The sequence below is a fragment of the Streptomyces sp. NPDC087844 genome (genome assembly GCF_044742785.1).
In the GTDB taxonomy this organism is placed as follows: Bacteria; Actinomycetota; Actinomycetes; order Streptomycetales; family Streptomycetaceae; genus Streptomyces.
Window position 1 is genome coordinate 80,326 of record NZ_JBIUVD010000011.1, and the last position, 12,153, is coordinate 92,478.

The window sequence follows — 12,153 nt, forward strand, 5'->3', positions numbered from 1 at the left end:
CGTAGGGGGGGGGGGGGGGGGGGGGGGGGGGGGGGGGGGGGGGGGGGGGGGGGGGGGTGTGGGGGGGGGGGGGGGGGGGGGGGGGGGGGGGGGGTGTGGGGCGGGGGGGGGGGGGCGGGGCGGCCCCCCCCCCCCCCCCGGGCCCGGCCCGGACCGCGGTGATCGGGAGGAACCGGCGTTGCACGTCCAGGAATGGCTAGAGACCGTGCCTGCGGTCAGCATCTACGCGCTGGTGGGCCTGGTCATCGGCCTGGAGAGCCTGGGCATCCCGCTGCCGGGCGAGATCATCCTCGTCTCCTCGGCGCTGCTCGCCTCCCAGCACGGTGACATCGACCCCGTCATCCTCGGCGCCTGCGCGACCGCCGGCGCGATCATCGGTGACTCCATCGGCTACGCCATCGGCCGCAGGGGCGGGCGCCCGCTGCTTGCCTGGCTCGGCGCCAGATTCCCCAAGCACTTCGGCGAGGGCCATATCGCCACCGCCGAGCGGTCCTTCGAGAAGTGGGGCATGTGGGCCGTCTTCTTCGGCCGCTTCATCGCCCTGCTGCGCATCTTCGCGGGCCCGCTCGCGGGTGTGCTGCGCATGCCGTACTGGAAGTTCCTGATCGCCAACGTCCTCGGCGGAATCATCTGGGCGGGCGGCACCACGGCGGTCATCTACTACGTCGGAGTGGTGGCCGAATCCTGGCTCAAGCGCTTCTCCTGGCTCGGCCTGGTACTCGCCGTCCTCATCGGCGCCGCCTCCATGCTGATCATGAAGCGCAAGGCGAAGAGGATGACAGCGGAGGCCGACACCGCGACGCCTGCGGCGGAGCCGGTCCCCGCGACCGACTGACAGGGGCTCTTCAGGACGGTCCCAGCCCCGCCTTCTCAGGGGCGCGGGGAACTGCGCGCCCAGCCACGACGGACCCGCACGTGCCGAAGACCAGTCGGCTACCTTCGTGGCGCCTTTTCGGGGGCGCGGGGAACTGCGCATCCGGCCACGACGGACCCGCACCCGCCACAAACGCCCCCGGCCTACCCCTCGTGGGCGCCCCGGTGGGCTTTCGCCAACTCCACGTAGAACACCCCGTTGAGCGAAACCCCCTCCCGCTCCTCGGCGCTGAGTTCCCGCTTCACCTTGGCGGGCACACCCGCGACGAGAGACCCGGGCGGCACCCGCATCCCCTGCGGCACCAACGCCTGGGCGGCAACGAGCGACCCCGCCCCGATGACCGCCCCGTTGAGGATCGTCGCCCCCATCCCCACCAGGCAGTCGTCCTCGACAACCGCCCCGTGCACCACGGCGTTGTGCCCGATGGACACCCGCTCCCCGACGCTGATCGGAAAACCCGGGTCGACATGGAGCGTGCAGTTGTCCTGGACGTTGCTGTCGGCCCCGATCACGATCGGACCGCAGTCCGCGCGCAGCACCGCGCCGTACCAGACGCTCGCGCCCGGCCGCAGGGTGACGTCCCCGATGACCACGGACGTGGGCGCCACGAACGCCTCCGGGTCCAGCCGCGGCTCCTTGCCGCCGATCCCCATGACCAGCGCCTCGTGCGTCATCACTGTCTCCTCGTCGTCGGTACACCGGCACGGTAGGCGACGGGCCGCCGGCCCGGCCCTCCGGGGCCGTGTCACCCGCCCCGGGCGAGGCGCGGCGGCCCGACGGGGAAGAGGGTGAGTCGCCGACAGGTTTCCGGGGGCCGGGAGGGCACGGTCATGGTGTTCACGAGGTTCGCCCGGACAGTGACGGGCCGCGTCGCGGGCCCCGTCGGCCGACAGCTCGTGCGCGTGAACATCCTGGACATGGCGACCCGTCTCGCCGCGCAGGCCTTCCTGGCCGCGCTGCCGATGCTCTTCGCCATCGCGTCCCTCACCCCGCCCGCGGTCCGCCGGGAACTGGTGGAGACGCTGCGCGGCCAGTTGGGCACCGAGGGACCGGTCCTGGCCCAGGTCGACACGGTCCACACCGGCGCCGCCGAGTCGCTGGAGACCTGGGGCGCGATCGGGGTGCTGGTGGCGCTCCTGTCCGCGACCGCCTTCAGCCGGGCGCTGCAAAGGCTGTGCGAGCGCTCCTGGCACCTGCCACGCTCCGGACTGCGGACCGTGGTGTGGCGCTGGGGCGTATGGCTCCTCGTCTGGGTCACCGTCCTGGTGTCCCAGGGGGCGCTGCGCGACGGGTTCGGCGCCGGGGCCGCGCTGGGGTTCCCCCTGCAGCTCGCCTCCGCGGTCCTCATGTGGTGGTGGACGCAGCAGCTGCTGCTGGCCGGGCGGGTGGCGTGGCTGCCGCTGCTGCCGGGCGCCCTGCTCACCGGGACCGGGGTCGTCCTGTACTCCGCCGTGTCCGGGCTCCGGCTGCCGCGTGCACTGGAACTGAGCGTCGAGCGGTACGGGCCGCTCGGCTCCGTCTTCACGGTGCTGTCCTGGCTCATCCTCTTCTTCGCGGTCGTCGCCGGCGGGTTCGCCGTCGGGTACGTACTCGCCCACGACGCTCTCCTCGGACCCCGGCTGGGACTGACCGAACCACCCCGTGCCGGGCCGCCCCAAGCCGAAGCACCCCAAGCCGAAACCCGTGCCGAAACCCGTGCCGGATCGCCTGCCAAGGGTGATGCGCCCCCGGGGACCACGAACGATCATGACGCCATGGAACCCACTACACGGGGGCAGCGGTGGTCGGCGCGCGGAGCGCTGGCCGCGGCCGCGGCGGCGGTACTGGTGCTGGGCGTGTTCGCGGGACTGCGGACCTTCGCCCTGCTGGGTGTGGGACTGGCCGGTCTCGCGGTCACGGCGGCGGCACTCTGGTGGGTGCTCACGCGACGGAGCGTGTGGCGTCTGCTCGCCGCCGTACTGGCCGTCGCCGCGCCCGTGTGGATCGTCGTCGCGTACACCCGGGCACAGCTGGCATGGGTCGTCGTCGTGGCCGGGGCGCTGCTGATGGTCGCGGTCGGCGCGGGCCGCAGAGCCCTCGTCCGCGCCGACGGGCCGGCCCGGACGCCGGAGCACCCCGCCCCGCGGGTGCGGCACCCCGTCCTGATCATGAATCCGCGCTCGGGCGGCGGCAAGGTGGAGCGGTTCGGGCTGCGGGAGAAGGCCGAGGCACTGGGCGCGCGGGTCCTCCTCCTGGAAGGGCCCGGCGAGACCGACGTCGCCGAACTGGCGCGCGAGGCCGCGGCCGAGGGGGCCGATCTGCTCGGTGTCGCGGGCGGGGACGGCACCCAGGCACTGGTGGCCGATGTCGCCGCGTCGCTCGGCCTCCCCTTCCTCGTGGTGCCGGCCGGCACCCGCAACCACTTCGCCCTCGACCTGGGGCTCGACCGCGAAGATCCGGCGAAGGCGCTCGACGCCCTGACCGACGGGGTGCTCCTCCGCGTCGACCTGGGCCGCGCGGCCGGCCACCCCTTCGTCAACAACGTGTCGTTCGGGGCGTACGCCGAGGTGGTGCAGAGCCCTGCCTACCGCGACGGCAAGACCCGTACGACCCTGGAACTCCTCCCCGACCTGCTCGTGGGCCATCGCGGCGCGCGTCTTGCCGCCCGGGCCGGTGAGGTGGACTTCGAGGCACCGCAGGCGCTGCTGGTGAGCAACAACCCCTACGGCACGGGCGACATCGCCGGACTCGGCCGCCGGGCCCGGCTGGACGGTGGCGAGTTGGGGGTCGTCGGGGTCGACGTGGCCAGTGCGGCCCAGGCCGCCGGACTCCTGCGCGGACGCCGTGCCACCGGTCTGACCCGGGTCACGGCGCGGGAGGTGGTCGTCGACGCCGACCAGGAGCGGATCCGGGTCGGTGTCGACGGCGAGGCGCTGAACCTGAGCGTCCCCGTGCGCTGCGAGACGCGGCCGGGTGCGCTGAGCGTCCTGGTGCCGCGCGAGCGTCCGCGGATGCGCTCGGCGCTGCCGGGGCTCGACTGGCTCCGTATCGTCCGGCTGGCTCTGCCGTCGGCCCGCGGTCGCGCACGCTCGACGGGGGCACGGCCGACGGAGCCCGGCGGATCAACCGGATAACCGGACGGATCCGGGCCGCCTCGGCGCAGGACACCGGACGTCGCGCTGCGCGCCTTCCACGAGAGGGTGCTCACCGCCGTCCACCGGAGCGGGCCGCCTCCTGACGGTGGTCAACCTCTCCGGACACCGCGCCCAGGTGAGGACAGGGCCGCCGTGGCCCGAACCAGGCCCCTAGGACCGGACGTCTCCGGTCTGCCCGACGCCACCCGGTACACGCGCTCCGGTCCCGGACTGACCGGTCCCGGACCGACCGGTCCCGAACGTGGACCGGTCCCGGACTCTTCGTCGACCTGGACGCCCAGGACACGCACGTCTTCGCGGTCGGCCCGGCCGGCGAAGCGGGCGCTCAGTCCTGAGACGGCGGTCGGTCCGTCGCAGCCCACTGTGCGCCGGTCTTCTCCTGATAGGCGGCGACGGCGGCCTCGATGGTGGGGAAGAAGTGCCGCGGATCGATGGTGCGCGTCAGTTCGTACTGCTCGATCTTGCGCCGCACCGGATCCTTGAGCTCGGCGAACACCAGGCTGATGCCCCGCTCGTTGAGCGCCTCGTCCAACTCCTCCAGCTCGTCGGCGGCCGTGGTGTCCACGTCGGTCACCGGCTCGGCCGCGATCAGCACCCAGACGGGCTGTGGTTCGCCGAGGGCCAGCCGCGTCACCTCGTTGCGGAAGGCCTTGGCGTTGGCGAAGAACAGGGGGCCGTCAAAGCGGTGGATCACCAGTCCGGGCAGGTGCTCGGCCTCCGGGTACGAGCGGACGTCGTGGTAGCCCTCAAGCCCCGGCACCCGCCCGAGGACGGTGTTGTACGGCCACCAGGCCCGCCGGAAGACATTGAGGATGGACAGACCGACGGCGACCGCGATCCCGGGCAGCACGCCGAGCAGGGCCACGCCCAGGAAGGCCGCGATCGTCAGCAGGAACTCCGTCCTGCGCTGGCGCCACAGCCGTACCGTCCCCGGGAGGTCCGCCAGGGACACCGACGCCGTGATCACCACCGCGGCCAGCGCGGGCTGGGGCAGGTTGCGGAACAGCCCGGGAAGCAGCACCAGCATGAGGACGATCAGGCCGGCTCCGACGACCCCGGTGAGCTGACTCCGGGCGCCCGCCCGTTCGGCCACAGCCGTGCGCGACCCGCTCGTGCTGACAGGGAAGCCCTGGAACAGTCCGGCCGCCACGTTCGCCGCGCCGATCGCGGTCATCTCCTCGTTGCCGCGGATCTCCTGGCCCGTGCGGGTGGCGAACGCCGAGGCGTTGGAGATGGTGTCGGCGAGCGAGACGAGCGCGATACCCAGGGCGCCGACGAAGAGCGGGCCGACGTCGTCCCAGCGGATGCCGGGCCAGGTCAGCGGCGGGAAACCCCGGGGCAGCTCACCGACCAGGCCGACGCCGCGTCCGCCCAGATCGAAGAGCGAGGTCGCGGCGATCGCCAGCAGCACCATGACGAGGACCGCCGGCACCTTCGGCAGCCACCGCTGCAGGACCAGGATCAGGACGATCCCCGTACCGCCCACCGCCACGGCGGCCGGGATCGCCCTCCCGTCCGCCAGCCCCTGGAAGAAGTCACCGACCTCGCCGATCAGCCCGTCGGCGTCCGTCTTGAAGCCGAACAGCTTCGGCAGTTGCCCGATCAGGATGGTGAGCGCCAGGCCGTTCATGTAGCCGATCATCGTGGGCTTGGAGATGAGGTCGGCGATGAATCCGAGCTTGGCCACCCCCGCCAGGATCGTGATCGCCCCGACCATGAGCGCGAGCATCGACGCGAGCGCCACGGCACGCCGGCTGTCCCCTCCCGCGACGATCAGGGGCAGGACCGTGGCGGCGATCATCGGGCCCAGTGAGGAGTCCGGGCCGAGCACCAGGATGCGTGACGGACCGAAGACCGCGTAGGCGAGCAGGCAGAGAACCGACGTGTAGAGGCCGGTGATCGCCGGCAGCCCGGCCAGCTCGGCGTACGCCATGCCCTGCGGCACGAGCAGCGTGGTCAGGACGACGCCCGCGACGACGTCCTTGACCAGCCATTCCCGCCGGTAGGCCAGGAGCGTACGCAGGCCGGGCGGGACGCTCGAAGCGCTCTTCCTGTCACCTGGCATCGCTGCCCTCCGCCCGTTGCGCTCATCGACATCTACTCCGTGGCGCACGAACCGGTCGTCACCTCGCAAGGGTGATGACGGGCGGTCGGCCGCCACGGACGATATCCGCATCCGAGTGTCGGGAGCCGACATGGCCATGCCACCGAAACCCCCTGAAACGGGGTCCTCGGGACAGACGGCGCGTACCGCGCGACGCGTTCTGGCCCCGCTCGCCCTCGCCCAGTTCATCTGCAGTTACGCCGGCTCCAACATGAACGTCATGATCAACGACATCAGCGAGGACCTGGACACCTCCGTCCAGGGCGTGCAGACCGTCATCACGGTCTTCCTGCTGACCATGGCGGCGCTGATGATCCCGGGTGGCAAGCTGACCGACCGCTACGGCCGCAAGCGCTGTTTCCTCGCCGGCCTCACCGTCTACGGCGTGGGAGCCGTGCTCAGCGCGCTCGCTCCGGGCCTGGGCGTCCTCGCCCTCGGCTACTCGATCCTCCAGGGAATCGGCACGGCCCTGCTCATCCCGCCCGTCTACATCCTCACCACGCTCCTGTTCACCGACGTGGCCTCCCGGGCCCGCGCGTTCGGAACCGTCATGGCGCTGGGCGGCATCGGCGCCGCCGCGGGACCGCTGATCGGTGGGCTCATCACCTCGGCGATCGGCTGGCGGGCCGCCTTCGTCTTCCAGGCGGCGGTGGTCGCGCTGATCATCGTGCTGAGCCGCCATGTGAGGGACCCGCTGCCACCGGAGCCGGACCGCCGCTTCGACACCGGCGGAGCGGTCCTGTCCGCGGTCGGCCTCGTGCTCGTCGTCATGGGCATCCTGGCCGCCGACGAGAACGGCTGGCTGATGGCGGGCCTGCTGGTGCTCGGTGTACTGGTCCTGGTGTGGCTCTTCCGCTGGTTGCGCGCGAAGGAGCGCTCCGGCCGGGAACCGCTGTTCTCGACGAGCCTGTTCAACGACCGCACGTCCAACCTCGGGCTCATCACCCAGCACGCCCAGTGGCTGATGCTGATGGGGGTGTCGTTCGTGGTGGCCGCGTACCTCCAGGTCGTGCGCGGTTACGACGCGATACGCACCGGTGTCATCTTCACGGCGGCCACCCTCGGCCTGCTCACGGCGTCGCTCGCCGCCGCGCGCCTGGTGAAGCGATGGCCGCAGCGGACGCTCATCATCGTGGGATTCGGCGTCACGGTCTGCGGGATCGGGCTGCTCATCGCGTTGGCCGCGGGCTCGCCGAGCGTCTGGGCCTTCACGCCCGGACTGCTCCTCATCGGCCTGGGACTCGGTGTGATGCTCACCCCGTCGGTCAACGTCGTTCAGTCGAGCTTCGGCGAGAAGCGGCAGGGCGAGATCTCGGGGCTGTCCCGCAGTGTGTCGAACCTCGGCTCGTCGCTCGGCACGGCGATCGCCGGCACGATCCTCGTCGCCGACCCCGCGGCGGGGCCGTACGCCGTGGCCCTGGGCGTACTGGCCTTCGTGGGCCTGGTAGGGCTCGGCGCGGCGACCCTGTTGCCCCGGCAGCAGGCCGACCCGTGACGACGCGCAACGGCCTCCCGCGCCCCGTCAGCGCACTCCGACAGGACGCGGGCACATCATCCGTCGCGGGTGAACCTCAGGTCGGTGGCGGTGGGGCGAAGATCACAGGTGCACGGGCTCTTGGGCGGCCGTGACGCTGAGTACGGTGAGCGGGTGCCCAAGAGCAAGAACACGTTCTCGTCCCGGCGGAGCCGCCTCGTCCAGCGGGCCGTCCACGCGGGCTGGGCCTGGGTGCAGCGGACCGGCGCGGTGACGGCCGAGCGGCCGGGACGGCTGCGCTTCGGTGCGATGGGGACGGGCACCAGGCTGGCCTTCCCGCAGGGCACGGTGTTCGGGGAGCCGTGGATCCACCTCGGCGACCACTGCGTCATCGGCGAACAGGTCACGCTGACCGCCGGGCTGATGCCCGACCTCGACCTCGGCGCCGAGCCCATACTGCGCGTCGGCAACGGCGTCGTCCTCGGACGCGGCAGCCATGTCATCGCCGACACGACGGTCACGATCGGCAGCGACTGCTACGTCGGGCCCTATGTGTACGTGACGTCCACGAACCACTCGTACGACGATCCGCAGGTGCCCATCGGCAAGCAGTGGCCGCGGATGGAGCCGGTGGAGATCGGCCCCGGCTGCTGGATCGGCACGGGCGCGGTGATCCTGCCGGGGGCGCGGATCGGACGGAACGTCGTGGTGGCGGCCGGCGCGGTGGTACGCGGGGTGGTCCCCGACCACGCGGTGGTGGCCGGAGCACCGGCCCGCGTAGTGCGCCGCTGGACCCCGGCCGACGGCTGGCAACCACCACTGCGCACACCGGCTCCGGTCCCGATCCCCGACAACGTCACTCCGGAACAACTGCTCGCCCTGTCCGAACTGGACGCGGAGAGCATCGCGGCGCTGAGAGCCACAGAAGACGCCCACGACAGCGCCCCGTAGGGGCGCGGGGAACGGCGCGCCCGGCCGCGGCGCACCCGCAGCCGACGCGCCGGCCGGTCGACGCGCCGGCGCAGGCGGGCCCCGGCCCGGCGGGCGGCCTCACCCCGTGGCGAGCAGCACGGTGCCGACCAGTGCGATCCCCGCCCCCACGGCCTGGACGCCGCGCAACCGCTCCCGCAGGAACCCGCGTGCCGCCAGCGCCGTGACCACCGGGTACAGCGAGGCGAGGACCGCGGCCACAGCCACCGGCCCCCGCTGAGCGGCCAGCGCGTACGTGCCGTTGGCGGCCACGTCGGCGAGCCCCACGAACGCGAAGGCCGGCAGTGACCGCAGGGCGACCCTCGGCGCAGCCGCGCCGCCCCGCCGGACGGAGACGTACAGCGCCGTGCCACCGGCGACGACGTTGGTGACGCGTTGGACGAACAGCGCCAGGAAGAGCCCGGTGAGCGTCGACGACGCCTCGGCGATCAGCGTCATCACCGCCCCGAAGCCGAACGCCGCGAGCAACGTGAGCAGCACGGCCCGCCGCTGCACGGGCGCACCCCTGAACTGCGGACCCCCCGCCAGTACGACTCCCGCGACGGCGACCGCGATGCCCACGCACTGCATCGGCCCGGGACGCTCCCCGAGGGCGAGCCCGACCCCCACGGGCACCGCGACCCCGATCGAGCCGAGCGGTGAGACGACCCCCATCGGGCCGAGCGCGAGGGCCTTGTAGAAGGCCAGCATCGCGACGGGCCCGACCAGGCCCGCCGCCACCGCGAACCACAGCCGCGGGCCCGTCTCGTTCCAAGCAGCCGTCACCAGGACGACCGCGCCCAGCACCACCGCGGCGATCGACTGCGAGACGACCACCACCGTCAGTGCGGGAGTACGCCGTGCCAGCAGGCCGCCGCCGAAGTCGGCCAGCCCCCATAGGAAGCTGGTGGCCAGGGCGAACAGTGCAGTCATCACGTACCTCGCGGTCTCGCGCTCCGGTCTCGCAGTACAGTTCGGTGAACAACCCGGTGCACCTCACCGTAGTGCAGCTCATTGGACTCTGTCATCCAGAATATTGGACGGAATGTGTCGGACCTCGGCCTCCTGACCCAGTCACTGGCGCGCAACGTCAAGCGCTGGCGCACCGAGCGCGGCTTCACCCTCGACGCCCTCGCCGCCCGCGCCGGGGTCAGTCGCGGCATGCTCATCCAGATCGAGCAGGCCCGCACCAACCCCAGCCTGGGCACCGTCGTCAAGATCGGCGACGCGCTCGGCATCAGCATCACCACCCTGCTCGACTACGAGCAGGGTCCCAAGGTCCGGATCGTCCCGGCGGAACAGGCCGTACGGCTCTGGCACACGGACGCCGGCAGCTACAACCGGCTCCTCGCGGGCACCGAGGCCCCCGGCCCCCTGGAGATGTGGGACTGGCGGCTGATGCCGGGTGAGGGCAGCCCCTCGGACCCGCACCCCACGGGCACGGTCGAACTCATCCATGTCACGAAGGGCGAACTGGCGCTCACCGTGGACGGCGCGGAGTACCGCGTCCCGGCCGGTTCGAGCGCCTCCTTCGAGGCCAATACCCCCCACACGTACGCCAACGCGGGCGACGTGCTCGTGGAGATGGTCATGGCCGTGTCGGTCCCCGGCGTGCACTGAGGGCCGTGCGGATGCCCGCCGAACAGAGTGGCCGAGACCCCGGGCGGGAGCCTTCGTCGACGTGAACGGTGTGGTCCGGCGCCAACTCGGCGCACGCAAGGCGTCGTTCGCGTCGATGAACATGGCGACCGGCGAGACCGGCATGGAGTACGGCGGCATCACGCCGCTCGGACTGCCCGCCCACTGGCCGGTGTTGGTGGACTCGGCCGTCGTCGATCTGCCGTACGTACTGGTGGGCGGCGGCCGGCGGCGCGGAGAGCTGATCGTGCCCGGCAAGGCCTTCGCGGAGCTGCCGAGCGCCGTGGTGCTGGAGGGACTCGGGGGCGCCTGACCGCTCAGGCGGGCCCCGTCGCGTGGTGGGCCAGCGCCAGATGAGGGTCCGACTCGCCCGGCGCGGGTGACGGGTCGGCGTGCACCAGGGCCGCGGTGAGGCCCGGTACGGCGTGCAGCAGGGCGTGTTCGACCGCGACCACGACCTGGTGGGCCGCGCGGACGCTCGCCTCCCCGTCGACGACCACGGCCACCTCGGCGCGCAGCCGGTGGCCGATCCAGCGCAGCCGCAGCTCGCCGACCCCATGTACACCCGGTACTTCCCCCAGGGCCCGTTCGGCCGAGTCGAGCAGGGCCGGGTCGACCGCGTCCATGACCCGGCGGAACACCTCGCGCGCGGCGTCGCGCAGCACCAGCAGCAGGGCCGCCGTGATCGCCAGACCGACCACCGGGTCGGCGAGTTGCCAGCCGATCGCCGCGCCGCCCGCGCCCAGCAGCACGGCGAGCGAGGTGAAGCCGTCCGTCCGCGCGTGGAGCCCGTCCGCGACCAGCGCCGCCGAGCCGATCTCGCGGCCGACGCGGATGCGGTAGCGGGCCACCCACTCGTTGCCCACGCACCCGATGACGGCCGCCGCGGCGACCACCGGCAGGTGCTCGACGGGGCGTGGATCGAGCAGCCGGTCGATCGCCGTCCACCCCGCGAAGACCGCGGAGGCGGCGATCGTCAGCACGATCACGAGTCCCGCCACGTCCTCGGCCCGGCCGTATCCGTAGGTGAACCTGCGGTTGGCCGTCCGCCGGCCCAGCACGAAGGCGATGCCGAGCGGTACGGCGGTGAGCGCGTCCGCCGCGTTGTGCACGGTGTCGCCGAGCAGCGCCACCGAGCCGGAGAGGGCGACGACGACCGCCTGGGCCGCGGCGGTCGCGCCGAGGACGGCCAGCGAGATCCAGAGCGTACGGATACCGCGGGCCGAGGACTCCAGGGCGGAGTCGACCTTGTCGGCGGTCGCGTGCGAGTGAGGGGTGAGGAGGTGGGTCAGCCGGTGCCGGAGGCGGCGCCCGGGCCGGGACGGGCCGCCTGAGTCGTGCCCGTGCCCGTGCTGGTGACTGGGCCCGTGCCTGTGCCCATGTTCATGTCCGTGTGCCCGCTCGTGCCCGTAGTCGTGCTCGGTGCTCACGTGGTCCCCTTCCCGGCAGGTCCCTGAACGAGGTGGACTCGTCCGCCCCGCCGAGCCATTATGTGCGTATGAGCGCACGCATGCACCTATCACCTGCGCACGATGAGCATCCGCGCACGCCGGGCGAGGAGCAGTTCGCCCTCGCCGCCGAACTCTTCGCCCTCCTGGGGGATCGCACCCGTCTCGTCCTGCTGCACGCCCTGGCCGAGGACGAGGCGGACGTCACGACCCTCACGGAGCGGTGCGGGGCCGCCCGTCCGGCGGTCAGCCAGCACCTGGCGAGGCTGCGGCTCGCGGGTCTCGTCAACACACGCAAGGAGGGCCGCCGGGTGATCTATTCGCTGCGGGACGGGCATCTGCGGCGGGTCGTCGACGAGGCGCTGAATCTGGCCGATCACCGGCTGAGCGACAGGCCGGCGCACGATTGAGCGGCCCCGGGCGCCGGTTTGTTTCGGGTGTGAGCGCCGGGTACTCGGGCCGTGGGACCCAGCCCGCCTCCGGGCGAAGGAGGCGTGGGCGGGGGATGCTGA

At 72.7% G+C, this 12,153-nt stretch carries 10 protein-coding genes and 2 pseudogenes; 8 read left to right on the forward strand and 4 right to left on the reverse strand.

What is annotated here, in order from left to right:
* The first annotated feature begins 178 nt into the window (after positions 1 to 178).
* Entirely contained in the window at positions 179 to 835 is a 657-nt protein-coding gene (locus ACIOKD_RS22250; RefSeq protein WP_402086602.1) for a DedA family protein, read from the forward strand.
* A gap of 182 nt (positions 836 to 1,017) precedes the next feature.
* Here the strand turns inward: ACIOKD_RS22250 and ACIOKD_RS22255 are convergent, their stop codons facing one another.
* Positions 1,018 to 1,548, reverse strand: a complete 531-nt coding sequence (locus ACIOKD_RS22255) for a gamma carbonic anhydrase family protein (protein ID WP_402086606.1) — start codon at positions 1,546 to 1,548, stop codon at positions 1,018 to 1,020.
* Between the two features lie 243 nt (positions 1,549 to 1,791).
* On the opposite strand from ACIOKD_RS22255, the pseudogene ACIOKD_RS22260 reads away from it, so the two are divergent.
* A pseudogene (locus ACIOKD_RS22260) lies at positions 1,792 to 2,460 on the forward strand (YhjD/YihY/BrkB family envelope integrity protein); the annotation flags it as partial.
* A 168-nt stretch (positions 2,461 to 2,628) separates the two neighbouring features.
* Entirely contained in the window at positions 2,629 to 3,987 is a 1,359-nt protein-coding gene (locus ACIOKD_RS22265; protein ID WP_402087025.1) for a diacylglycerol/lipid kinase family protein, read from the forward strand.
* A 346-nt stretch (positions 3,988 to 4,333) separates the two neighbouring features.
* Here ACIOKD_RS22265 and ACIOKD_RS22270 read toward each other — a convergent pair whose 3' ends face one another.
* Positions 4,334 to 6,073: a SulP family inorganic anion transporter gene (locus tag ACIOKD_RS22270; protein ID WP_402086608.1), complete on the reverse strand. Its 1,740-nt coding sequence runs from the start codon at positions 6,071 to 6,073 to the stop codon at positions 4,334 to 4,336.
* 130 nt (positions 6,074 to 6,203) lie between these two features.
* Here ACIOKD_RS22270 and ACIOKD_RS22275 point away from each other — a divergent pair, with 130 nt between their 5' ends.
* Positions 6,204 to 7,607 (forward strand): MFS transporter, encoded by a 1,404-nt coding sequence (locus tag ACIOKD_RS22275; RefSeq protein WP_402086611.1) that lies wholly within the window; start codon positions 6,204 to 6,206, stop codon positions 7,605 to 7,607.
* A gap of 153 nt (positions 7,608 to 7,760) precedes the next feature.
* Entirely contained in the window at positions 7,761 to 8,537 is a 777-nt protein-coding gene (locus ACIOKD_RS22280; protein ID WP_402086614.1) for an acyltransferase, read from the forward strand.
* Positions 8,538 to 8,636: 99 nt separating this feature from the next.
* Here the strand turns inward: ACIOKD_RS22280 and ACIOKD_RS22285 are convergent, their stop codons facing one another.
* Positions 8,637 to 9,488, reverse strand: coding sequence for an EamA family transporter (locus ACIOKD_RS22285; RefSeq protein WP_402086617.1), 852 nt, complete (start codon positions 9,486 to 9,488; stop codon positions 8,637 to 8,639).
* A gap of 114 nt (positions 9,489 to 9,602) precedes the next feature.
* Here ACIOKD_RS22285 and ACIOKD_RS22290 point away from each other — a divergent pair, with 114 nt between their 5' ends.
* Positions 9,603 to 10,175 carry a helix-turn-helix domain-containing protein gene (locus ACIOKD_RS22290; protein WP_402086620.1) on the forward strand — a complete coding sequence of 191 codons (573 nt, stop codon included), beginning with the start codon at positions 9,603 to 9,605 and terminating at the stop codon, positions 10,173 to 10,175.
* 55 nt (positions 10,176 to 10,230) lie between these two features.
* Positions 10,231 to 10,506: pseudogene (locus ACIOKD_RS22295) on the forward strand (YbaK/EbsC family protein); the annotation flags it as partial.
* A 4-nt stretch (positions 10,507 to 10,510) separates the two neighbouring features.
* On the opposite strand, the gene ACIOKD_RS22300 reads toward ACIOKD_RS22295, so the two are convergent.
* Positions 10,511 to 11,623 (reverse strand): cation diffusion facilitator family transporter, encoded by a 1,113-nt coding sequence (locus ACIOKD_RS22300; RefSeq protein WP_402086622.1) that lies wholly within the window; start codon positions 11,621 to 11,623, stop codon positions 10,511 to 10,513.
* A 68-nt stretch (positions 11,624 to 11,691) separates the two neighbouring features.
* On the opposite strand from ACIOKD_RS22300, the gene ACIOKD_RS22305 reads away from it, so the two are divergent.
* Positions 11,692 to 12,051 carry a metalloregulator ArsR/SmtB family transcription factor gene (locus ACIOKD_RS22305; RefSeq protein ID WP_248780280.1) on the forward strand — a complete coding sequence of 120 codons (360 nt, stop codon included), beginning with the start codon at positions 11,692 to 11,694 and terminating at the stop codon, positions 12,049 to 12,051.
* Positions 12,052 to 12,153: the final 102 nt, after the last annotated feature.